At 60.4% G+C, this 21,343-nt stretch carries 18 protein-coding genes and 6 pseudogenes; 8 read left to right on the top strand and 16 right to left on the bottom strand.

What is annotated here, in order from left to right; genetic code table 11:
- Positions 1 to 36: 36 nt before the first annotated feature.
- The 6 genes and pseudogenes from rimK to ACFQT0_RS24975 all read right to left on the bottom strand — a co-directional run.
- Positions 37 to 933: pseudogene (rimK, locus tag ACFQT0_RS24950) on the bottom strand (30S ribosomal protein S6--L-glutamate ligase); the annotation flags it as partial.
- Between the two features lie 71 nt (positions 934 to 1,004).
- A complete protein-coding gene (locus ACFQT0_RS24955; RefSeq protein WP_380205713.1) occupies positions 1,005 to 1,481 on the bottom strand; it encodes an ATP-dependent zinc protease family protein in 477 nt (158 codons plus the stop codon).
- A gap of 95 nt (positions 1,482 to 1,576) precedes the next feature.
- On the bottom strand, positions 1,577 to 1,915 hold the full coding sequence (locus tag ACFQT0_RS24960; RefSeq protein WP_380205714.1) for a PQQ-dependent sugar dehydrogenase: 339 nt from the start codon (positions 1,913 to 1,915) through the stop codon (positions 1,577 to 1,579).
- Positions 1,861 to 2,739: a PQQ-dependent sugar dehydrogenase gene (locus ACFQT0_RS24965; protein ID WP_380205715.1), complete on the bottom strand. Its 879-nt coding sequence runs from the start codon at positions 2,737 to 2,739 to the stop codon at positions 1,861 to 1,863. The genes ACFQT0_RS24960 and ACFQT0_RS24965 overlap by 55 nt, the downstream gene beginning before the upstream one ends.
- A gap of 31 nt (positions 2,740 to 2,770) precedes the next feature.
- The gene (locus tag ACFQT0_RS24970) at positions 2,771 to 3,073 is read right to left on the bottom strand and encodes a 2TM domain-containing protein (RefSeq protein ID WP_380205716.1); all 303 of its coding nucleotides are present in this window, start codon (positions 3,071 to 3,073) and stop codon (positions 2,771 to 2,773) included.
- A gap of 379 nt (positions 3,074 to 3,452) precedes the next feature.
- Positions 3,453 to 4,333, bottom strand: a pseudogene (locus tag ACFQT0_RS24975) (4-hydroxy-3-methylbut-2-enyl diphosphate reductase).
- 177 nt (positions 4,334 to 4,510) lie between these two features.
- Here ACFQT0_RS24975 and ACFQT0_RS24980 point away from each other — a divergent pair.
- Positions 4,511 to 4,708 (top strand): hypothetical protein, encoded by a 198-nt coding sequence (locus tag ACFQT0_RS24980; protein WP_380205717.1) that lies wholly within the window; start codon positions 4,511 to 4,513, stop codon positions 4,706 to 4,708.
- A gap of 4 nt (positions 4,709 to 4,712) precedes the next feature.
- On the opposite strand, the pseudogene cmk reads toward ACFQT0_RS24980, so the two are convergent.
- Together cmk and ACFQT0_RS24990 are read right to left on the bottom strand one after the other, a co-directional pair.
- Positions 4,713 to 5,401, bottom strand: a pseudogene (gene cmk, locus ACFQT0_RS24985) ((d)CMP kinase).
- A 31-nt stretch (positions 5,402 to 5,432) separates the two neighbouring features.
- Positions 5,433 to 5,834 (bottom strand): hypothetical protein, encoded by a 402-nt coding sequence (locus ACFQT0_RS24990; RefSeq protein ID WP_380205718.1) that lies wholly within the window; start codon positions 5,832 to 5,834, stop codon positions 5,433 to 5,435.
- Positions 5,835 to 6,146: 312 nt separating this feature from the next.
- Here ACFQT0_RS24990 and ade point away from each other — a divergent pair.
- Positions 6,147 to 7,810: pseudogene (gene ade / locus ACFQT0_RS24995) on the top strand (adenine deaminase).
- Positions 7,811 to 7,961: 151 nt separating this feature from the next.
- A complete protein-coding gene (locus ACFQT0_RS25000; protein WP_380205719.1) occupies positions 7,962 to 8,504 on the top strand; it encodes a hypothetical protein in 543 nt (180 codons plus the stop codon).
- A 70-nt stretch (positions 8,505 to 8,574) separates the two neighbouring features.
- On the opposite strand, the gene ACFQT0_RS25005 is transcribed toward ACFQT0_RS25000, so the two are convergent.
- The gene (locus ACFQT0_RS25005; protein WP_380205720.1) at positions 8,575 to 8,973 is read right to left on the bottom strand and encodes a response regulator; all 399 of its coding nucleotides are present in this window, start codon (positions 8,971 to 8,973) and stop codon (positions 8,575 to 8,577) included.
- Positions 8,974 to 9,057: 84 nt separating this feature from the next.
- A pseudogene (locus tag ACFQT0_RS25010) lies at positions 9,058 to 10,032 on the bottom strand (PLP-dependent cysteine synthase family protein); the annotation flags it as partial.
- 342 nt (positions 10,033 to 10,374) lie between these two features.
- Here ACFQT0_RS25010 and sucD point away from each other — a divergent pair.
- Positions 10,375 to 11,256 carry a succinate--CoA ligase subunit alpha gene (sucD, locus tag ACFQT0_RS25015; protein WP_380205721.1) on the top strand — a complete coding sequence of 294 codons (882 nt, stop codon included), beginning with the start codon at positions 10,375 to 10,377 and terminating at the stop codon, positions 11,254 to 11,256.
- Positions 11,257 to 11,669: 413 nt separating this feature from the next.
- Here sucD and ACFQT0_RS25020 read toward each other — a convergent pair whose 3' ends face one another.
- The gene (locus tag ACFQT0_RS25020) at positions 11,670 to 12,152 is read right to left on the bottom strand and encodes a hypothetical protein (RefSeq protein WP_380205722.1); all 483 of its coding nucleotides are present in this window, start codon (positions 12,150 to 12,152) and stop codon (positions 11,670 to 11,672) included.
- A 427-nt stretch (positions 12,153 to 12,579) separates the two neighbouring features.
- Between ACFQT0_RS25020 and ACFQT0_RS25025 the strand changes: the two are divergent.
- From ACFQT0_RS25025 to ACFQT0_RS25035, 3 genes and pseudogenes are all read left to right on the top strand, one after another.
- Positions 12,580 to 13,023 (top strand): annotated as a pseudogene (locus tag ACFQT0_RS25025) (FAD-dependent oxidoreductase); the annotation flags it as partial.
- Between the two features lie 224 nt (positions 13,024 to 13,247).
- Positions 13,248 to 13,994 carry an FAD-dependent oxidoreductase gene (locus ACFQT0_RS25030; RefSeq protein WP_380205723.1) on the top strand — a complete coding sequence of 249 codons (747 nt, stop codon included), beginning with the start codon at positions 13,248 to 13,250 and terminating at the stop codon, positions 13,992 to 13,994.
- 341 nt (positions 13,995 to 14,335) lie between these two features.
- On the top strand, positions 14,336 to 14,863 hold the full coding sequence (locus ACFQT0_RS25035) for a DUF4468 domain-containing protein (RefSeq protein WP_380205724.1): 528 nt from the start codon (positions 14,336 to 14,338) through the stop codon (positions 14,861 to 14,863).
- Positions 14,864 to 15,116: 253 nt separating this feature from the next.
- Here ACFQT0_RS25035 and ACFQT0_RS25040 read toward each other — a convergent pair whose 3' ends face one another.
- Positions 15,117 to 15,674 carry a hypothetical protein gene (locus tag ACFQT0_RS25040; protein WP_380205725.1) on the bottom strand — a complete coding sequence of 186 codons (558 nt, stop codon included), beginning with the start codon at positions 15,672 to 15,674 and terminating at the stop codon, positions 15,117 to 15,119.
- A gap of 165 nt (positions 15,675 to 15,839) precedes the next feature.
- Between ACFQT0_RS25040 and ACFQT0_RS25045 the strand changes: the two genes are divergently transcribed.
- Positions 15,840 to 16,589 (top strand): IS5 family transposase, encoded by a 750-nt coding sequence (locus ACFQT0_RS25045; RefSeq protein WP_380200245.1) that lies wholly within the window; start codon positions 15,840 to 15,842, stop codon positions 16,587 to 16,589.
- Between the two features lie 176 nt (positions 16,590 to 16,765).
- Here ACFQT0_RS25045 and icd read toward each other — a convergent pair whose 3' ends face one another.
- From icd to ACFQT0_RS25065, 4 genes are all read right to left on the bottom strand, one after another.
- Positions 16,766 to 18,031, bottom strand: coding sequence for an NADP-dependent isocitrate dehydrogenase (gene icd, locus ACFQT0_RS25050; protein ID WP_380205726.1), 1,266 nt, complete (start codon positions 18,029 to 18,031; stop codon positions 16,766 to 16,768).
- A gap of 205 nt (positions 18,032 to 18,236) precedes the next feature.
- Positions 18,237 to 19,187: a M16 family metallopeptidase gene (locus ACFQT0_RS25055; RefSeq protein ID WP_380206131.1), complete on the bottom strand. Its 951-nt coding sequence runs from the start codon at positions 19,185 to 19,187 to the stop codon at positions 18,237 to 18,239.
- A 122-nt stretch (positions 19,188 to 19,309) separates the two neighbouring features.
- The gene (locus ACFQT0_RS25060) at positions 19,310 to 20,503 is read right to left on the bottom strand and encodes a M16 family metallopeptidase (RefSeq protein ID WP_380205727.1); all 1,194 of its coding nucleotides are present in this window, start codon (positions 20,501 to 20,503) and stop codon (positions 19,310 to 19,312) included.
- Positions 20,409 to 21,209 carry a M16 family metallopeptidase gene (locus ACFQT0_RS25065; RefSeq protein ID WP_380205728.1) on the bottom strand — a complete coding sequence of 267 codons (801 nt, stop codon included), beginning with the start codon at positions 21,207 to 21,209 and terminating at the stop codon, positions 20,409 to 20,411. Before ACFQT0_RS25065 ends, ACFQT0_RS25060 begins: the two co-directional genes overlap by 95 nt.
- Between the last annotated feature and the right edge of the window lie 134 nt (positions 21,210 to 21,343).

Below are 21,343 nucleotides of genomic sequence, written 5' to 3' on the forward strand. Positions count from 1 at the left end.
TCCGACTGGGCATCTACGGCATGGTCGGCGGCTTTTTTGCCTTGGGCTTGGCTTTTTCTTGGCGGCCAGGTTGGTCGTGTATTCGATGATGCGGCCGGCAATGTCCAGCTTGGTGGCTTTTTCGATGCCTTCCAGGCCCGGCGAGGAGTTCACTTCGAGCACCAGCGGGCCGCGCTTGCTTTGCAGCATGTCGACGCCGGCCACGCCCAGGCCCAGGGCTTTGGTGGCCAGCAGGGCGGCAGCTTTTTCAGCCCGGCTGAGCTTCACCAGCGTGCCGCTGCCGCCGCGGTGCAGGTTCGAGCGGAACTCGCCTTCCTTGCCCTGGCGCTTCATGGCGCCCACCACTTCGCCGTCGACCACAAAGGCCCGCAGGTCGGCGCCTTTGCTTTCAGCGATGAATTCCTGCACGATGATGCGGGCCTTCAGGTTGTGGAACGCCTCGATGACCGATTGAGCCGCCTTGGCCGACTCGGCCAGCACCACGCCCAGGCCTTGCGTGCCCTCCAGCAGCTTGATGATGACCGGCGCGCCGCCCACCTGGTTTATCATGGCGGGCACGTCTTCGGAGTAGTTGGTGAAGGCTGTTTTAGGCATTCCCACGCCGGCGCGGCTCAATATCTGCATCGAGCGGAGCTTGTCGCGCGAGCGCACAATGGCCTGGCTGTCCACGGCGGTGCGCACCTTCATCATCTCAAACTGGCGCACCACGGCCGTGCCGTAGAACGTGACCGAGGCCCCGATGCGCGGAATAATGGCGTCGAAGCCCAACAGCTGCTCGCCCTTGTAAATGATGCCGGGCTGCCCTTTTTCCAGCACCAGGTTGCACTGCAGGTGGTCGACGACCACGGCTTCGTGGCCCTGCGCAGCGGCAGCTTCCACCAGCCGTTGGGTGGAATACGATTTCGGCTCACGTGAGAGAATGGCCAGTTTCACGGGAAGGCAGCGGGTATGTGGATGGAAAGGATGAAGGAGGGTTCCGACAGCAAACTACGGCACAAACGGGGTCAGCGGCGGGCGCGGCGGCCCGCGGCCCGGGCCAAAGACTTGTAGGAAAGGTTGCGTTTGGCCACGTCAACCACGAAGCGTCCTTGCCGCAACAGGCTGCGGCCCAGCAGCACGGGGTACTTCATGTCGGACCGGTCGGAAAGGGAAAAATCGGCTTCAAAATCTTCGCCATACAACTGCACCACCGCCCGGATAACGTACCGTTCCTGCACCTCGCCGTTCGACGAGCGAATGTCGCGCAGGGCAAAATCGGCAAACGCCAGCGCCCGGCCGTCGGTGCCTTCGTGGCCGGGGTCGAGCAGGTGAACCACTAAGCGGGGCCGTTGTTCGGCGTCGGTCTCAATGTGGATGTTGCTGCAGTGAATGGCGCTGGTATACGCGCCGGTATCCACCTTGGCCTCCACGCCAGTCAGCGAGAAGGCCGGGAAGTCTACGAGCTCACGGCGCCCCAGCACGCGCTTAACGGTACGGTTCATGCCCGGAAGATAAGCAGGGCCGGGGGTAATGCCGGCGGGCCGCCCAGCCGGCCGCGCCGAAAGCGGGAACCTCCTGAGCGCCCGGCCAGCTCAATTTACCCCGCGTACCAAATTCGGAACACGGCCCCGCCCTGGTCGTCGCTCACCAGCAGGGAGCCGTCGGGCAAGACCAGCAGGCACACGGGGCGGCCCCAGCTTTCCTGGCCGCGCAGCCAGCCCTCGGCGAAGGGCTCGTAGCCGATGGCCTGCTTGCCGGTGGGGTCCAGCCGCACCAGCGAAATGCGGTAGCCGCTTTTCTTGCTGCGGTTCCAGGAGCCGTGCTCGGGGATAAAAATCTGGTTGCGGTATTGAGCTGGAAACTTGGTGCCGGTGTAGAACTTCATGCCCAGCGCGGCCACGTGGGCGCCCAGCTTGTGGGCGGGCTTGGTGTACATCTCGGGGTTTTGCCGGCGCTCAGGCTCGGGGTCGGCCACATCGCCGGCGTAGTAATAGGGGAAGCCAAAATTGAGCCCGGCCCGGGGGCGCGGTTGAGTTCGTCGGCGGGCAGGTTGTCGCCGAGCATGTCGCGGCCATTGTCGGTAAACCAGAGCTCCTTGGTCTGGGGGTGCCAGTCGAAGCCCACGGTGTTGCGCACCCCGGTGGCCACGTTCTGGAAACCGGTGCCGTCCGGCCGGAGCCGGTTGATAGTGCCGAAGATGGGCTTTTCGGGCTCGCAGGAGTTGCAGGGCGCGCCCACGGGCACGTACAACAGGCCGTCGGGCCCGAAGGCGATGTAGCGCATGCCGTGCCAGGGGTTGTCGGGCAGCTTGTCGTACACCACCACCGGCCTGGGCGGCTTCCTCAAATTGGCCGCGATGTTATCGAAGCGGATAATGCGGTTGATTTCGGCCACGTACAGGCTGCCCTGCCGCACGGCCACGCCGTTGGGGCTGTTCAGCCCGCTGGCGATGGGGATAACGGCGTCGGCCTTGCCGTCGCGGTTTTTGTCGGGCAGGGCGTACACTTTGCCCTTGGAGCCTCCGCCGCTGGTGCCCACGTACACCGTGCCATCGGGCCCCAGGGCCAGCTCGCGGGCGTCGGGCACATTCTGGGCAAAGTAGCTGATGCGGAAACCCTTCGGCAGCTTGATGCTGCTCAAGTTGCTCGCGGCTTTGGGAGGCGGTTGGGCGCCGGGCGGCGGCTGGGCCCAGGCAGGCGCGAGGGCCAGCAGCAAGATGAACAGCACGGCCAGCAGTGGCGACAGGGTAGTAGTCTTCATACCCGGACAAACTACGCCCTGCCGCCAAAGGTTACGCCAAGCGCTGAGCGTCAGGGCCGTTCTGCTCCCGCAGCAGCCGTTCGTATTCGCGCTGGGCACGCTGCTCGTAGCTGAAGCCGCCGTACGCCGCCACGCCCCGCATCACCAGCCCAATGCCCCAGAATACCGTGGGCCACACCGGCCAGGGCACAAATTCGTCGTGCCGATGGCTGGTAAAGGCCCAGAGCACCCACAGCCCGGCGTTCACCAGGACGTAAACCACTAGGTGCGATTGAAATTTGGCGCGGGCTTTGGCCTTCTGCCACAGGTACGGGTCGCGGGAAAGGGGTTCCATGAGCTTGGGGAGTAAGAGGTTGTCGGAATGATTACTTAAAATTACTCCTACCCTCCAAGGCCCGCAATTTGCTGATACCGAAGCGTCGCAACAGATTCCCCAAGCAGCAATCGTAGCTGCTGAAGCGTAAGCCAGGGCTCGGAACCTTGGCCTTTCGCGGCATCAGCACCATTTACAGCTACCCAAAAAGGAAGCGGCGGCCATTGCCGTGCGCGAGGAGCACCAGTGGATGGCCAGCCACGAGTTTACCCGAACCGTGGTCATTGTAGCTTTCGACGACGCCAGCCGCCAGCTCTACGAGCAGGAATTGAGCCGCTAAACAGCAGGGCCCGATGACTGGTGAGTCATCGGGCCCTGATGTTATGTTACAAGTGGTTTATTACGCCAGCTCCCCTACTCCTTCTACGCGCTCGGCCACTTGCTGCATCAGCCAGAGCGGCGTGCTGGTGGCGCCGCAAATGCCCACGGTGTGCGCGCCAGCCAGCCAGGCTTCGTCGATTTCACTTTCGTTTTCGATGAAGTAGCTGCGCGGATTGATGGCATTCACCACCGAAAACAGGGCCTTGCCGTTGGAGCTTTTGCGGCCGCTCACGAAGAGCACCACGTCGTAATCCACAGCGAACTTGGCCAGGGCCGGCTCGCGGTTGCTCACCTGCCGGCAAATGCTGTCGTTGGCGTCGAAGCTGTCCAGTTCCCCACCGGCTGCGGCAATGCGGGCTTCCATCAGGGCTTTCATCTTGTAGAAGCCGGCTGTGCTTTTGGTGGTCTGGCTAAACAGCGTGACGGGGCGGGCAAAGTCAATCTGGTCGAGGTCGGCTTCGTTCATCACGATGATGGCGCGGTTGCCGGTCTGGCCGGTGAGGCCGGCTACTTCGGCATGGCCGGGCTGGCCATAAATCACAATCTGGCCGTCCTGACGCTGGCTCAGGTCGAAGGCGTGCTTCACGCGGTTTTGCAGCTTGAGCACTACCGGGCAGCTGGCGTCAATCAGCTCCAGGTTGTTTTGCAGGGCCAGTGGTAGGTTTCCGGCGGCTCGCCGTGAGCCCGAATGAGGACTTTGGTATCGTGCAGCTGGGCCAGCTGTTCGCGGTCGATGATGCGCAGGCCCTGCTGGTGCAGGCGCTCTACCTCCATGCGGTTGTGCACAATATCTCCCAGGCAGTACAGCTGCTGGCCCTGGGCCAGTTCGTCTTCGGCCATTTGAATGGCGAATTCAACGCCGAAGCAATAACCGGAATTCTTATCTATAGTGACCTTCATGCTGGGAGTTTAACACCGCGCGGCGGCAAGGGGTTCGCCGGGGCAAAGGTACGGCTTAGGCTGAGCGCACATCGCAAAAGTTGGCCCAACTTCCTGGTCTTCCCCGCCGCTGCCACCCGGGGCGGGGTAGGCAACAGCGGAACAATGGGCGCATATTTGTCGCTTATTCCATCAGTTATGAAAGCCAAACACGCGCTTATCCTGTATGCCCTGGGGCTTTGTGGCGACGCTTTCGGGGCGCTGTTCACAATTCAGCACTGGGCTGGCGGCCGCGACGTTCTGCTGGCCGCCACCATCCTCAAAGTGAGTGGCATCCTGCTGCTTGTGGTCAAGCTGCTGGCGTACCCGAAAGTCAAAGAGTTTCTGAATTCCTAGCTTTTTACGCGTGCGGCGCAAACAGGGCAGCCGATACACGTTCGAGCACGAAGTCCACTTGCTCGTCGATGACGAGGTGGGTGGTGTCGAGCAGCACGGCGTCGGCAGCGCGGCGCAGGGGCTTTCGGCGCGGGTCGAGTCGAGGTAGTCGCGCTTGCGTAGGTTTTCGGCTATGAGGTCCAGGCCCACGTGTTCGCCTTTTTCGGCCAGCTCGGCCTGCCGGCGCTGGGCCCGCACGTCCACATCGGCAGTCATGAAGACCTTCACTTCGGCGTCGGGAAACACGGTGGTGCCGATGTCGCGGCCGTCCATTACCACGCCGCGCTTGCGGCCCATGCGCTGCTGCTGGGCCACCATGGCGTGCCGCACCATCGGGATGATGGACACCTCGCTCACCGAGTTGGAAATGACCATCTGGCGGATGTCGTCTTCGCGGTTCACACCGTCGAGAAACACCTCGTTGCGGCCGGTGCGGCGGTTGCGGCGGAAGCTGATTTGCAGGGCGTGTAGCGCTTGCTCCACCCCGGCCAAATCATCGAACGGGATGTGGTGCTCCAGCAGGTACAGCGTCACGGCGCGGTACATGGCCCCGGTGTCAACGTAGGCGTAGTGCAGGACTGCCGCCACGGCTTTCGCAGTAGTGCTTTTGCCACACGAGGAGTAACCATCAATGGCGATAACGAGTTGTTTCATAACGACGCGGGCGGCCATTGGCCCCGCAAGATTACGAAATCCATGCCTTACGAGCGGCGGGTGGCGACTTCAAGCGGGCAGGTACCGAGGCAAAAAAGGCCGCTACCGAGGCGCTTTCTCCCTCATTCAGTTGAGCATCGACTAAATGGAAGGGATTAAAAAATCGGCCAGCCAGCCCAACCCCCGTGGTGCCGTCGCGCCCGGTGCCCCATTCGCCCCCGTACACCTGCACCAGGCACTGCCCCAGGAAGCAGCCCAGCGCCATCAGCACGCCCGGCCGGTCCTCCGGGCTCAGCACCCCGCGCTGGGCCCGGATGAAGTTGGCCAGATGGGCCACGCCCTCGGCATCGAAGGCTTTCAGGTTGAGCTGCACGCGCACCTGCTCGGCCGCGGCTTGAATGGAATCGAGGGGCGTAGGAGTGGCGTCGGGCATAAAGTATAAAAATGGGGCGCTGTAGTTGAGCTAAATGCTGGCCTAAGTTGAGCTGAACCACATTATGTAAGTGCAACGGCTACCGGTCGCAGGGGCAAGGCTCGGCTTTGCCGCGGCCGTGCTTCTTGTACCAGTGGTTTTTTGCTGCGTGGTGCGGCGGGCGCAGCTGCTCAGGGTGCTGGCGCCCAGGCTCAGCAGCAGCACGAGTAGCAGCAGAAACGACAGGGATTTCCTCATGGCAGGTATTTTACTCAAAGTTAAGGTTCTTTGCTGGCTGAGCCGTCCGGCTTTTCACTCCCACTCACTCCCCGCATGACTCCCGCTGATTTTTCGCTTACCGCCAACGTCGTCGACATCTTTGCCCGTTCCATCCGGCCGGCTACCATTCGGGTGGCAGCGGGCCGCATTGCCAGCATCACCCCTACCGGGGCTCCCGAGCCCGACCCGGCCCTCCCCTATGCCCTGCCGGGCTTCGTGGATGCCCACGTGCACGTGGAAAGCTCGCTGCTGGTGCCCACCGAGTTTGCCCGGCTGGCGGTAACGCACGGCACCGTGGCCACCGTGTCGGACCCGCACGAAATCGGCAACGTGCTGGGCGTGGCCGGGGTGGAGTTCATGCTGGAAAACGCCAGCCACTCGCCGTTCAAGTTCTGCTTTGGGGCGCCGAGCTGCGTGCCGGCCACACCTTTTGAGACGGCCGGGGCCGAAATTACGGCTGCCGACATCGCCAAGCTGTTCGAAAATCCCAAAATCGGCTACCTGGCCGAGATGATGAACTGGCCCGGCGTGCTGCACCGCGACGCCGATGTGATGGCCAAAATTGCCATTGCCCAAGCCGCTGGCCGTCCCGTGGATGGCCACGCGCCCGGCCTGCACGGCAATGACGCAGCCCACTACGCCAGCGCCGGCATCAGCACCGACCACGAATGCTTCACGGCTGCCGAAGCCCGCGACAAGCTGGCCGTGGGCATGAAAATCCTCATCCGCGAAGGCTCGGCGGCCCGCAACTTCGACGCCCTCATCGAGCCTGCTGCCCGAGCATTACGCTAACCTGATGTTTTGCTCCGACGACAAGCACCCGGACACGCTGGTACTCGGCCACATCAACCAGGCTGGTGCAGCGCGCCGTGGCCCTGGGCAACGACGTGTTCCAGGTGCTGCGCGTGGCCTGCATCAACCCCGTCAATCACTACAACCTCCCCGTGGGCCTGCTCGAAGTAGGCGACCCGGCCGACTTCATCACGGTGAGCGACCTGCGCGATTTCAGGGTGCTGCAAACCTACTTGAATGGGGAGCTAGTGGCCGAAAACGGCGAGGCGCTACTGCCAGCCGCGCCCATTGCCGTGGTCAACAACTTCCACGCCCAGCCGGTGCGCCCCGAGGATTTCCAAGTGGTCGCGCCCCGCACCGAGCACCCCGCCCTGCGGGTTATCCAGTGCTTCGACGGCCAGCTCATCACGGCCCGCATTGACTTGTCCGCGCCCGTCCAAAACGGACTGGTGGTACCCGATACCGCCCACGACGTTCTCAAGCTGGCCGTCATCAACCGCTACCAGCCGCAGGTAGCGCCGGCCCTGGCCTTCATTCGGGGCTTTGGGCTGAAGCACGGCGCGCTGGCCAGCAGCGTGGGCCACGACTCGCACAACATCACGGCAGTGGGCTGCGACGACGCCAGTCTGGCCCGAGCCGTGAACCTGGTGATTGCCGCCAAAGGCGGCCTGGCCGCCGTAGGAGCCGATGGCCAGGAGATTCTGGTGCCGCTGCCCGTCGCCGGCCTCATGTCGGACCAGGACGGCCAGGCCGTGGCCAGCGCCTACGCCGCCGTCGACGCCCTGGCCAAGCAATTGGGCTCGCCGCTGGGCGCCCCGTTCATGACGCTTTCCTTTATGGCCCTGCTCGTGATTCCCAGCCTGAAGCTGAGCGACAAAGGGCTGTTCGACGGGCAGCAGTTCGAGTTTGTGAATGCCGTAGAGTAAGCGGCCGGCCGCGCTTTCTGCAGCCCCCGGGCAATTTTCAGAGGCTTTCCTGCGTAGTAGGCTCCCGGGCCGAACCGGTGGCTTTTGGTGTCTCACGGTCCGGCTTTGCTCAAGCTTATCTGCTTTTATGTTTTTAGTATTCCCGTTTCAGGTGCTTCGTTCTTTCTTGCCCAAGCTGCGCTGGCCGGCTCTTGCGCTGGCTACCGTATTAGCAGCCAGCCTCGCGCAGCCGGCCCAGGCGCAGAAGTACCGCACGGCGGCGGGCTTCCGCGCCGGCGGGAGCAGCTACGGCCTTACGGTTCAGCAGTTGGTATTGCCCAGCACCACCTTGGAAGGGCTGGCCATGCTTTCGTCCCGCGAATGGAGCACCACGCTGCTGGCCGAGCGCCACTTCGGCATCCTCGGGCCCAGCCTGAACTACTACTTGGGGGCCGGCGCCCACTTTGGCAATCACAAGGACGACGGCAACTTCTGGGGCCTGGACGGCATCATCGGGGCCGAATACAAAATTGCGTTTGTGCCCGTAGTGCTGTCCGTGGATTTTAAGCCAACGGTGGAATTCAATTCCGGCGACTGGGCCCGCTTTCCCACCGGAGTTTCGGTGCGGTACATCATCGTGAAGCAGAAAAACGCCGGCATCCAGGGCATTTTTGATAAGGTTAAGAGCAAAATAAAAGGCCGCGACTCGGATTGAGTCGCGGCCTTTTGGGCTTGGGGTATTTGCTGAAATTGAGCTGATTATTTAGCTCAATTTGCGCAGGCGCTTATTGGAACCGCTTTTCCAGCAGCTTGCGCATTTTTTCCTCGGTCAGGGGCTTGGTTAGGTATTCTACGTTGGGGTACTTGGCCACGCGGGCGGTATCGGCGCCGTGCATGGAGGTCGTGAGCACGGCCATCACCGTTTTGTCCTGCACCGGCTGGGGCAGGGCATTGTACAGCTCCAGGAATTCAAACCCGGAGATACCGGGCATTTTCAAGTCCACAAATACCAGATCGGGCGCCGGGCTATCCGTCTCGCCATTGGTATCACCCCACAGCTTCTCAAACGCCTCGTCGGCGCGGGAAAACGTGCTCACGTGGTCAGCGACGGCCAAACGGCCCAACAGGCGATTGTTTAGAAAGCTAGTGGTTTCGTTGTCGTCTACCAGTACAATGTGATTCAAATTCGCAGACATGTATAAAGTTTCTTTCTATCTTATACGAAGATACCAGCGCGGGCGCGTTCCTGCAATAGTCCAGATTTATTAGAGCCAGCCCTGGGCGCGCATCCAGTCGTCGTTGTAGATTTTGCCCAGGTAGCGCGTGCCGTGGTCGGGCAGTACAATCACCATGGTGTCATCTTCTTTCAGGTGCTCGCGGGCGTATTCGAGGGCGCCGTACACGGCCGAGCCGCACGACCAGCCCACAAACAGGCCTTCTTCTTTGGCCAGGCGGCGCGTCATCACGGCGGCGTCCTGGTCGGTTACTTTGATAAACAGGTCAATCAAATCGAAGTCGACGTTCTTGGGCAGAATGTCTTCGCCGATGCCCTCGGTCTTGTAGGGATAGATTTCGTTTTCGTCGAAAATGCCCGTTTCCTTGTACTTCTTGAAGACCGAGCCGTAGGTGTCGAGGCCGATGGTGACCACGGCGGGGTTCTGCTCCTTCAGGAATTTGCTGGCGCCGCAAATGGTGCCGCCAGTGCCCACGCCGCAGGCGTAGTGCGTGATTTGGCCTTCGGTGCCGTTCCAGATTTCGGGGCCGGTGGTGTCGTAGTGGGCCGCGGCGTTGGAGAGGTTGTCGTACTGGTTGGGGTAGTAGGAATTGGGCGTTTCCTGGTTGAGCCGGCGGGCCACGGAGTAATAGCTGCGCGGGTCATCGGGGGCTACGTCCACGGGGCACACCACGACTTCGGCGCCCACGGCGCGCAGGATGTCCTGCTTTTCCTTGCTTTGCTTGTCGCTCATCACAAAGACCGTCTTATAGCCTTTGGCGATGGCGGCCAGGGCCAGGCCCATGCCGGTGTTGCCGCTGGTGCCTTCGATGATGGTGCCGCCGGGCTGGATGAGGCCGGCCTTCTCGGCGTCCTCAATCATGCGCACGGCCATGCGGTCTTTCACCGAATTGCCGGGATTGAAGTACTCCACTTTGGCTAAAATGGTGCCTTTGATGCCGTCGGTTACTTTGTTGAGCTTGACGAGGGGCGTGTGGCCAACGGCCTCGATAACGTGGTTGAAATACATTGAAAAGGGGTGGGTGGGGATAGGCGAAAGAGGCCGCAAAGGTAAGGATTTCGGCGGCGGGGCGCGGTTGGCCAGGATGTGGATGATAAAAAGAACGGTCATGTCGAGCGGAGCCGAGACATCTCGCATGCTCAAGTAACCCATTCCATGGAGCTACTACCCCACGCGAGATGCTTCGGCTCCGCTCAGCATGACCGTTCTTACTAATGCCCTCCGCATGACGTTCAATTGATTGCCCGGCTATTGCCTTGCCGCGCCCCCAAAAAGCCCTACTTTTGCACAACCGTAGCCCGACCGGGCCACCCTCTCCTACTCCATCAAATTCCCCAAAAACACCTACGAATGAGCGTTCTGGTTAATAAAAACTCCAAGGTTATCGTGCAGGGCTTTACGGGCTCCGAAGGCTCGTTCCACGCCCAACAGATGATGGAATACGGCACCAACGTGGTGGGCGGCGTGACGCCCGGCAAAGGCGGCTCCGAGCACCTGGGCCGTCCCGTGTTCAACACCGTGGCCGAAGCCGTGGAAAAAGCCGGCGCTGACACCAGCATTATTTTCGTTCCCCCGGCGTTCGCCGCCGATGCCATCATGGAAGCGGCCGACGCGGGCATCAAGGTGATTATCACCATCACCGAAGGCATCCCCACCAAGGACATGATTGCCGTGAAGCAGTACCTCTCGGAGCGCCCCAGCGTGACGATGATTGGGCCAAACTGCCCCGGCGTGATGACCGCCGGCGAGTGCAAAGTGGGCATCATGCCCGGCTTTATCTTCCAGAAAGGCAAAATCGGCATCGTTTCCAAGTCGGGTACCCTGACCTACGAGGCCGTAGACCAGCTCACCAAAGCCGGCCTGGGCCAGACCACGGCCATCGGCATCGGCGGCGACCCCATCATCGGCACCACCACCAAGCAGGCGGTTGAGCTGCTGATGAACGACCCCGAGACCGAAGGCATCGTGATGATTGGCGAAATCGGCGGCGGCATGGAAGCCGAAGCCGCTCGTTGGATTAAAGAAACCGGCAACAAAAAGCCCGTGGTTGGCTTCATCGCCGGCCAAACGGCACCTCCCGGCCGCCGCATGGGCCACGCCGGTGCCATCGTAGGCGGCGCCGACGACACGGCTGCCGCGAAAATGGCCATTATGCGCGAGTGCGGCATCCACGTGGTGGATTCGCCCGCCGAGATTGGCGACACCATGCTGCGCGTACTGGCCGGCAAGTAATTCCGGCTATTTAGCTCAACTACTAAAAAAGCCCCGGCAGATGCTGGGGCTTTTTTTATGGTTGGCGGTTAGCTCAATCCGAGGCTTGCCATGCTTTGATGGAATCGAATTCTGTTGCCAGCTACAGCAGATTCGTAGTCGATGTGCACGGTACGCCTCACCCCCGGCCCCTCTCCGGGGGTGAGGGGAGCCGGACGATTGTAGCGCGGACTTTTAGTCCGCGCCTGAACGGCATAGAATCAAGCAAGTCGCGGACTAAAAGTCCGCGCTACGTAAGCGCCGCCGTGGCTCCCCTTTCCACGGAGAGGGGCCGGGGGTGAGGCCATTTGGATACACGACCTTCCAACCGCTCTAACTAGTCCAGCGAGGAATCTCCGCCCAGGTTCACCACGATTCCCACTTGGAAAACCGAGTTAGCGGCTTTGAGGAATTTGTTGCTGCGGAAGCCGAACATCTGGCCGCTCATGAGCTGCAGTTGCACGGGGCCCGCTATTTGGGTGCGGGTGAAGGTGATGGGCTCGAAAAACACGTTGTTTTCGCCGGGCGCCAGCCTGGCCGTTGATGCGGAAATTATTGAGCTGCATGTAGCTCATGCGCATGGCCGCGCCGTAGGTTAGCGGGAATTCGTGGCCGAAAAGGCGAAGGTTTTCGCGCTTTTTGCGGGCGTAGTTCACTTGGGCAAAGATTTTGGACAGGCTGCCATCGAGCGTGCGCTCGGTCACTTTCTCCGCGTTGCGCTCGATGCGTTCGGTGGCGCCACCGCCGGCGCCCAGGTACACTTCCAGCACGCGGTTATCGGAGAGGCGGGTGAAGTAACCGGCGCTGATTTCGCCGAAATCCAGGTTTTCGGTTTTCCGGGTCTTGTTGCGGTGCAGCGACGAAAACGTGCCGGCCACGCCCAGGTGGTCGGTCAGGGCGTAGGCGCCTTGCAGGGCGTAGTTGTTGTGTTGGTTGGTGCTGATGGAGCCGTAGGCTTCCCTTTGTGCGTGAGCAGGGGCGCGTGGGGCGGCGGCGGGAAATACAGCGAATTGCAGCTAGAAAGTCCGGATAATATAGGCAATAGGGTAAGGCGCAGCAGGTGCTTCATAAAGGAAGATAAGGTGAACAAGAGGCAGAGCAACGCCTGATACGGCAATTTCGTGTTTTCGCCGCACATTCCAGCTTATTTCCGGCGCTATTTCAGCCCAGCTTTCATAAATTTTACCTCGTGCGGTAAGCACTGCCGGGGCTCCACTGCCTGACGCTCATCGGTCGGGGTTGGGCAGCACTGATTCAGCTAAGCACGCCAGACCGTATGTTAGGCATCCCATTCAACCACTGCCCATGCCCGCCACTTCTTTCGACGCCATCATCATCGGTTCTGGCCAGGCCGGCAACCCGCTGGCTACCGCGCTGGCCAAGGCCGGGCGCCACGTAGCGCTTATCGAGGAAAACCGCCTGGGCGGCTCCTGCATCAACTACGGCTGCGCGCCCACCAAGACGCTGCTCGCCACCGCCGAGCGCCTGCACCAGATTCGCACGGCGGCGGCCGTGGCAGCGCCCGAAACGGCTGGCTCGGCCGGCCTGCAGGTTGACCTGGCCGCGGCCGTGGCGCGCAAGGACGGCATAGTAGCCGCCATGCGTGACGGCGTGCGGGCCAACCTTACCAAAAAGCACGACAACATCATACTATTCGAAGGCCACGCGGCCTTCACAGCGCCGCACACCCTGCACGTGGCCCTGGCCACTGGCCGCGCCCAGGAGCTCACGGCTCCGCTCATCTTCATCAATACCGGCACCCGCGCCGCCGAGCCCGACGTAGCCGGTCTGGCCGACGTGGGCTACCTCACCACCACCCAGCCTGCTCGACCTCAAGGAGCTGCCCGAGCACCTGCTCATCCTGGGCGGCGGCTACATTGGACTGGAGTTCGGTCAGATGTTTCGCCGGTTTGGCAGCCGCGTGACCATCGTGGAATCGGGCCCGCAGCCTGCTCGAGCGCGAAGACGACGACGTGTGCCGGGGCTTGCAGGAGGTCCTGAGCAAAGAAGGTGTCGAATTTGTGATGGGCGCGCGGGCCAACAGCGTGAGCCGCAGCCCCAGCGGCAACATCACGCTCACGGTGCAGACCGGCCAGGGCGAGCGGCGCCTGCGCGGCACACACCTGCTGGTAGCCACCGGCCGCCAGCCCAATTCCGACAAACTGGGCCTGGGCTTCGCCGGCATCAAAACCGACGAGCACGGCTATATCCTGGTGAATAACAACCTGCAAACCAACGTGCGCGGCGTGTACGCGCTGGGCGACATTCACCCCGGCCCGCAGTTCACGCACCTGGCCTACGACGACTACCGCGTGGTGCGCGACGCCCTGCTGCACGGCCGCAAACGCTCGGCCCGCCAGCGCCCCCTTCCCTACGTGGTGTTCACCGACCCGCCCATGGCCCGCATCGGCCTCAACGAAGGCCAGGCCCAGGAGGACAAAATCCCCTACCGCGTGGCCACCATGCCCGTGCGCACCATCGGCCGGGCCCAGCACACCAGTGAGTTGCGCGGCTTCTGGAAGGTGATGGTGGGCAAAGACGACCGGCTGCTGGGCGCCACCCTGTTCGGCCCCGAAGCCGGCGAAATCATGGCCGTCATCGAAGTAGCCATGGCTGGGCGGCTCAAGTATCAGCAGCTACAGGAAATGGTTTTCGCCCACCCCACCTGGGCTGAGGGGCTAAATAACGTGTTTCGGGATTTGAAGAAAGGCGGAAAATAGCAGCGGGCGCTTACGCCCAACCAGTCATCGTTTTCATTACCGATTCCGTCCGTAAGTTGCAGCCTTTCGGCTCCTCTACCCACTCGTTTACAATGAAATTTTTCTGGTCCGCATTTCTGGCATTGGGCACTTGCAGCACTGCTGTTGCCCAACTTTCAGCGGTCGACGTTTTGGCTCCTTATGGTGGACGACACAGCGTTACGGGGCAGTTTGTGTCTTTATATAAATGGCAGGGCGACACCTTGAATCCAGCGCTCCAGGTGAGTCAAGGCGAGCAGCTTTATGTGCGAGGCTTAGGCCAAAAGTGGGTTCAGGTTAATAAAAACAACCAGAACTACTTCATGCTGAAGAAGTACCTGAATGTGCCCGGAGCAATTGCGCTTGGTCCCGACGCCTCGGCATTTCCCCGCGACTCAAAATCGGGCCTGATTCGGTATACCGGCGAAGTCAGCGTGCCCGGCACGAAGAGCGAGCTCATGGGCCGCGCCCAGGTCTGGTTCGCCAGCGCCTTTCGTACCAAGGAAGTGCTGCAAGTGCAGGACCCCGCGTCCGGCGCCCTCGTGGGTAAGGCATTCTCCGAGATTTTCATGAACGGACCCGAGCCCACCAACCACCGGCTCGATTACACCATTCAGCTTTTCTGCACCGACGGCGGCTACCGTTACGTTATCAGCAGCTTCGGCATCGGAGCTTATCTCGGGAGCTTTGGCAACGTGACGGGCCAGCCCGCCGAGCGTTTCGTATTTGAAACCAAGGTCAATGGCAAGCAGCGGCCACTAACGTTGCAGTACAAAACCGAGCTCTACCGCGTAGCCCAAGACGTACAAGCTCAGCTGCGCCAAGCCATGAGCAAACCGGCTGGTTCGTAATTCCAGACGGCGGCTACGCACCCCAAGGGTTGAAGAAGAGCAGGCTTTCGCTGGCGCGAGTTTAGCGCAGCGTAACTCGTGCCTTGCTATGATGGGAGGCTGTGCCTCCCCTGCCGCGCCAGCGGCAAGCCTATACCGCAGAAGTTTGAGCTAACCGTTCTGCTGCGAGGCGCAGCCTCGCCCGATAAACAGTCACGAGTTACGCTGCGCTAAACTCGCGCCAGATGGAGGCAACCTTCAATCAGCATAGGAGTTATCCGGGGCTTATTGGCAAAACCTGATAGCAAAATATCACAGCATCATCATAATCTCGCTTAGCGTGATAACTTCTACTGCTTTTCACATAAATACCAAAAAGCATTTCCCGGCGAATTTCCTTATCAGTTAGCGTGAAATGTAAATGATTGTTTTCTTGCCATTCATCAGGCCCGTTAATACTATAGAATAGTTTTTCATCCTGAGGGTCTGTTGCAGATATTACAAATTCTAATCTGTCACCAACGCGCAAGGTCAATTTAGTTTCAATATTATAGTCGCCTATTTTCCAACTATTACCGTAATTATCATGAACACTTTCAATGCGCGGGAAATAGCTTTCTCCTGTGTCCTGCATACTCCTAAATTTTGTTATTCTGTTGCGGATTTCACCACTTAATCCGATAGCAAGATGCTTCTGATATGTCAGCAACTCACGTCCATGTGCATTTGAATTTCTAAAGTCACCTAATTGCTTCAGGAACAAGTCAATTTCCTTTTTCTCACCGAATGCCCCTTTGAAATTCTCCCAATTTTTATTGAGAATATTTTGCAAATCGTAGAAATCAGAATAATATATTAGTCGAGGGTCACAAGTGGAATATTTCTGCTTGTTCCTTTCGGTTTCTAACTTTTCTTTCCACTTATTAATCCTGTCCTCTGATAAGCCACATTGAATATGCCATTCTAGGGTGTGTGGACAATCGCCGACCTTTGGGTGGTGCGACGCTATGAACTCAAAGATGCCGATTGGGCGCGATTAGCGCCCCTGTTGCCGGGCAAAGCCGGCGATGCCGGCCGCTCGGCGGCAGACAACCGCTTGTTTTTAAACGCCGTGCTCTGGATTGCCCGCAGCGGCGCGCCGTGGCGCGATTTGCCCGAGCGGTTCGGGCCGTGGAACTCCACGTACCGCCGCTTCCGCCGCTGGGCGCAGAAAGGCGTCTGGCAACGCGTATTCGAGGCCGTACAAGACCCGGACCTGGACTGGGCCATGCTCGATTCCACCAGCGTGCGGGCCCACCAGCACGCCGCGGGGCAAAAAAGCAGTGCCCTAGCCGAAGCGCTGGGCCGTTCGCGCGGCGGGTTCACCAGCAAGCTCCACGTCGTCGTAGACGCGCTGGGCAACCCGCTGCGCTTGCGGTTGACGCCTGGACAGCAGGCCGATTGCACCGTGGCCGCGGACTTGCTGGCCGGATTGGCGGTGGGGGCCGTGCTGGCCGACAAGGCCTACGACACCGATGCCCTCGTGGCCGGCTGCGCCCAAACCGGCGCGGCCCTCGTCGTGCCCAGCAAGCGCAGCCGGCGCGTGGCGCGGGTGCTGGACCGCAACCTCTACGCTGACCGCAACAAAGTCGAGCGCTTCTTCAACCGCCTCAAGCAGTACCGACGCCTGGCCACGCGCTATGAAAAAACGGGCGCCTCCTTTCTCGCTTTCGCGCATTGCGCCGCTACTCTCGTCTGGTTGCTCTAATTGTCCACACACCCTAGCCCATGTTTCTTTTCAAGAGTTGCAGATATAAAATCTCTTAATACATTTTCAACATCCTGTAAAGCTTGCTTCTCATTCATCTTCAAAAAATTAAAACCCCCGCGCCAGCCAAAGCCGACGCGGGGGTTTCTATTGTTGCTTAGGCAGCAGCCAAGCTACTACATATTGTTCACAATCTCCTGGGCGAATTCGCTCGTTTTCAAGAGGGTGGCGCCTTCCATCTGGCGTTCGAAGTCGTAGGTCACACGCTTGCTGGCGATGGCGGCTTCGAGGCCTTTGTTGATGAGGGCCGCGGCTTCTTTCCAGCCCAGGTGCTCGAGCATCATCACGCCGGAGAGGATTACCGAACCGGGGTTCACCTTGTCCTGGTTGGCGTACTTGGGCGCGGTGCCGTGGGTCGCTTCGAAGATGGCGTGGCCGGTTACGTAGTTGATGTTGGCACCCGGCGCGATGCCGATGCCGCCCACGATGGCCGCCAGGGCGTCGGAGATGTAGTCGCCGTTCAGGTTCAGGGTGGCCACTACCGAGTACTCGGCGGGGCGCAACAGAATCTGCTGCAGGAAAGCATCGGCAATGCTGTCCTTGATGATAAGCTTACCCTGCTCCTGCGCCTGCTTCTGCAGGGCATCGGCCACCGCCACGCCCTGCTTGGCCACGATTTTATCGTACTGCGCCCAGGTAAACACCTTGCTGCCGAATTCCTTCTCGGCCAGCTCGTAGCCCCAGGTCTTGAAGGCACCCTCGGTGAACTTCATAATGTTGCCCTTGTGCACGATGGTCACCGATGGCTTCTTGTGCAGCAGCGCGTAGTTGATGGCCGCGCGCACGAGGCGCTCGGTGCCTTCCTTCGATACCGGCTTGATGCCGAACGAGGACGACTCGGGAAAGCGAATTTTCTTCACGCCCATCTCGTCCTGCAGGAATTCCAGCATTTTCTGGGCCTGGGGCGTGCCGTTCATGTATTCGATGCCGGCGTAGATGTCCTCGGTGTTTTCGCGGAAGATGACCATGTCGGTCAGCTCGGGGTGGCGCACCGGCGAGGGCACGCCCTCGTAGTAGCGCACGGGGCGCACGCAGGCGTAGAGGTCCAGTTCCTGGCGCAGGGCCACGTTCAGCGAACGGATGCCGCCGCCCACGGGCGTGGTCAGCGGGCCTTTGATGCCCACCAGGTATTCGCGGAACGCGTCGAGGGTTTCGTTGGGCAGCCAGTTGCCGGTCTGCTTGTAAGCCTTCTCACCGGCCAGCACTTCCTTCCACACGAGCTGCTTTTTACCCCCATAAGCCTTCTCGACCGCGGCGTCGAACACAAGCTTGGAAGCACGCCAGATGTCCGGGCCGGTACCGTCGCCTTCGATGAAGGGAATGGTGGGTTTGTCCGGAACGTTTAGCTTGCCGTTTTTGATGGTGATTTTTTGCTCTGCCATGTGGTGTCTTGTGTTAGGCGTGTTCGTTTTTTTAATCGTTCAGGCGGGGAAACCTCAGCCCCAGCCCTGCTCCCGTGCATCGGGAGAGCCAGGCTTTCGTGTTGATTTCTAACCGTAGGACCGTTCCAGCCAGGCTAGAAACCAGTCCCCCCGCCCGGTGGGGGCAGGGGGCTAGGGGGTGAGGGCCCCCGGTGGGCGGTAGCGGTTAATACCCGAAGATTTCCTTCAGCGTGAGCTGCTGCACCGCCCCGTACTTGGCCAACTCCTTGAAATTGAGCCGGTCTTTCGAGCCAATAACCAGAATCACCTGGTTTTGTCCTTTGATCTTGGCCTGTTGAAACTTCTTCAATTCATCGAAGGTCATGTTCTGCGTGCCGGTATACACGTCGCGGCGCAAGTCGTAGTCGAGACCGAGGCGACGGGCGCGCTCGTAGCTCAACAGTACGTTGCCCTTGGTAATGCGTTCGGTACTGATGCTGTTGCGAATGGAGTTCTTGGCGATTTCCAGGTTGGCCTCGGCCACGGGCATGTCGGTGAGCAGGGCTTCCATGCCGGCCATGGCCTCGGGCAGCTTGTCGCTCTGCGTGCCGATGTAGCTCATGTTGTAGTTGGAGCGGCCCACCTTGTCGGCGTTGGCGTAGCGCGACGAGGCCGAGTAAGCCAGGGCCTTGCTCTCTCGCAAATCCTGGAAGACGATGCTGCCCATGCCGCCGCCGAAATACTCGTTGTAGAGCGCCACCGTGGGCACCATTCCCTTGTTGTACACGTCGCCCTTGGTCAGGAAGATGATTTCGGCCTGCACCATGTTGTAGTCAACCCAGTAGACCTTTTTGTCCTTCAGGGGCTGCTCGGCAAAGTCTTTGGCCGCGGGCGCGGGCGCTAGTTTAGCGGGGGTGCGGTGCTCTGCTTTCAGCAGGGCGGCGGTGCCTTCCTGGGGGCGCGGACCGTAGTACAGCACGCGGTGCTCCAGGGTAGGCAGTTTCTTAATCAGCGCCGTGAGTTGCTCGGGCTTCACGGCCTTCAGCTCTTTCTCGCTGAGAACGTTCGTGAAGGGGTTTTTGGGGCCGTACTTCACGTAGTTCACCATGGCGGCGTTCAGAATTACGCCCTTGTTGAGCTTGGCGTCCTGACGGGCTTTGAGCGTGCCGGCCACCATGTTTTTCAGGGCCGCGGCATCGGGCTTGGGCGCGTTCAGCAGCTGTTCAAACAGCTTCAGCGCGGGCTCCAGGTTGGTATCGAGGCCGTTCAGGGTCACAAAAATCCGGTCGGTGCCGCTGTTTACGCTAAACGAGCAGCCCAATTTGTAGAACTCCTGCTGCAGCTGCGCCGCCGTGTACTTACCGGCCCCGAGGTACTGCAGGTAATCGGTGGCCAGGCCCCAGCGCGGGTCGTTGTTGGTGCCCACATCCAGGATGTAGTACAGGTTGAACAAGCCGTTTTCGGCGTTCCGGGTATAAAACAGCGGCAGGCCGGGCTTGATGGCCGTCTGCTGAATGTCCTTCTTATAGTCAACAAACACCGGCTCCAGCGCCGAGCCTGCATGGCGGTAATCTGCTTGTAGTAAGTAGAAGCCGCGTCGCGGTTGGCGGGTACCGGCGTGATGGCCGGCTTCACCACCTTCACCTTGTTGGGGTCGGTGCCGGTGCGCTTGTACACCGTCACGTAATTTTCGCCGTAATTATCGTTGGCGAATTTTACGATTTCCTCCTTCGTGATGGAGGCAAACGTCTCCTGCTGCTGCAGGTAGTCTTTCCAGTCGACCCGCTGAATAAACGCCTCGTACATGGCACTGGCGCGGGCCTCGTTGCTTTCGTAGCTCTTGGTGCGCTCCAGCTTGTCGTTGTTGATGATGGCCGGAATCAGCCAATCGGGGAAGTTGCCGGCTTTCACCTTGGCCAGCTCGGCCAGCAGCAGGCTCTTCACCTCGTCCAGCTTCTGGCCCTGACGCGGATTGCCGTAGATGACGTGGGTAGAATAGTCCGTGTTGAGGTCCGTGAACGACGTAGCCTGCAGCACCTTCTGCTGCTGGTTCAGGTCGAGGTCAATCAAGCCGGCCTGGCCGTTGGTCAGGATTTTATCCAGCATCCGCAGGCGGACGCCGTCGCGGGTCGCTTTGCCCGGCAGGCGGAAGCCCAGCATCACGTTTTCGGCCTGTGGGCCCACCACTTCGCGCACCAGCGGCGCGCTCAGCGGCTTTTCTACCGGCGCATTGAACGCAGGAACCGGCTTGGTTGGCAAGGTGCCGAAGTATTTGTCGATAAGCCGGATGGTGGCGTCGTAGTCCAGGTCGCCGCTCAAACACAGGGCCACGTTGTTCGGCACGTAGTACTGGCCGAAATACTTCTTAATCTCCGTGATGGACGGGTTCTGCAGGTGCTCAATCGTGCCGATGGTCGTCTGCGTGCCGTAGGGGTGCGTGGGGTAGAGGGCAGCGTTCAGCGCCTCGTACTGCTTGCGGAAATCGCTGTCCAAGCCCCGATTCTTCTCCTCGTATACCGCTTCCAGGCTCGGTGTGAAAAAGGCGCGGCACCAGCTCCTGCAGGCGCTCGGCTTGGATGGCGGTCCACTTTTCCAGCTGGTTGCTGGGAATGTCTTCCTGGTAAACCGTTTCCTCGCTCGACGTGTGGGCATTCGAGCCAGCGGCCCCAATGGCACCCATTACTTTGTCGTACTCGTTCGGCACGGCGTACTTAGCCGCTACCCCCGAGATGGAGTCAATCTGATGGTACGTGCGCTTGCGGGCGGCGGGGTCGTTGCGCTGGCCGCGGTACACTTCATAAAGACCCTCGATTTTATCCAGCTCAACTTTTTCCTTAGCCCAATCTTGGGTGCCCAGCTTCGAGGTGCCCTTGAACACCATGTGCTCGAGGTAGTGCGCCAGGCCGGTGGCGGTGGCGGGGTCGTTCTTGGAGCCGGCGCGCACGGCCACGTAGGTCTGGATGCGCGGCGCGTCTTTGTAATCCGAGAGGTAAACCGTCAGTCCGTTATCCAGCTTATAGATACGCACTTGCAGCGGGTCGCCCGGCACCGTTTCGTAGCGGTATTCCTTCAGGGCTGCTGGCGCAGCGGGGGCAACAGTCGCGACCGCAGCGGTAGCCGCGGGCTTGCTCGATTGGCACTGTGTGGCAAGACCTAGCACCGCCAGGGCCGGAAACAGCAGCAAAAAGTTGTTTTTCACGAAGGGCGCGGAAGGGTAGCCGAAAGGATTCAAAAACAAAGGTAGCTGGCTGATAGGGGAATAAAAAACGAATTTTTCAGCTAACTTGCCAGTTTGCCCGGCCCCCAACCGTCCCGTTCTATCAACCTCAGGAT

Origin of the sequence: Hymenobacter humi (genome assembly GCF_042665855.1) — a bacterium.
Classification (GTDB): domain Bacteria; phylum Bacteroidota; class Bacteroidia; order Cytophagales; family Hymenobacteraceae; genus Hymenobacter; species Hymenobacter humi.

Bases quoted from the DNA above. Each gene is read 5' to 3' on its own strand.
- ACFQT0_RS24955 (WP_380205713.1), bottom strand. From the start codon at position 1,481: ATGAACCGTACCGTTAAGCGCGTGCTGGGGCGCCGTGAGCTCGTAGAC.
- ACFQT0_RS24960 (WP_380205714.1), bottom strand. From the start codon at position 1,915: ATGTACACCAAGCCCGCCCACAAGCTGGGCGCCCACGTGGCCGCGCTG.
- ACFQT0_RS24965 (WP_380205715.1), bottom strand. From the start codon at position 2,739: ATGAAGACTACTACCCTGTCGCCACTGCTGGCCGTGCTGTTCATCTTG.
- ACFQT0_RS24970 (WP_380205716.1), bottom strand. From the start codon at position 3,073: ATGGAACCCCTTTCCCGCGACCCGTACCTGTGGCAGAAGGCCAAAGCC.
- ACFQT0_RS24980 (WP_380205717.1), top strand. From the start codon at position 4,511: ATGAAAGCCAAACACGCGCTTATCCTGTATGCCCTGGGGCTTTGTGGC.
- ACFQT0_RS24990 (WP_380205718.1), bottom strand. From the start codon at position 5,834: ATGCCCGACGCCACTCCTACGCCCCTCGATTCCATTCAAGCCGCGGCC.
- sucD (WP_380205721.1), top strand. From the start codon at position 10,375: ATGAGCGTTCTGGTTAATAAAAACTCCAAGGTTATCGTGCAGGGCTTT.
- ACFQT0_RS25035 (WP_380205724.1), top strand. From the start codon at position 14,336: ATGCTGAAGAAGTACCTGAATGTGCCCGGAGCAATTGCGCTTGGTCCC.
- icd (WP_380205726.1), bottom strand. From the start codon at position 18,031: ATGGCAGAGCAAAAAATCACCATCAAAAACGGCAAGCTAAACGTTCCG.
- ACFQT0_RS25055 (WP_380206131.1), bottom strand. From the start codon at position 19,187: ATGGTGGCCGGCACGCTCAAAGCCCGTCAGGACGCCAAGCTCAACAAG.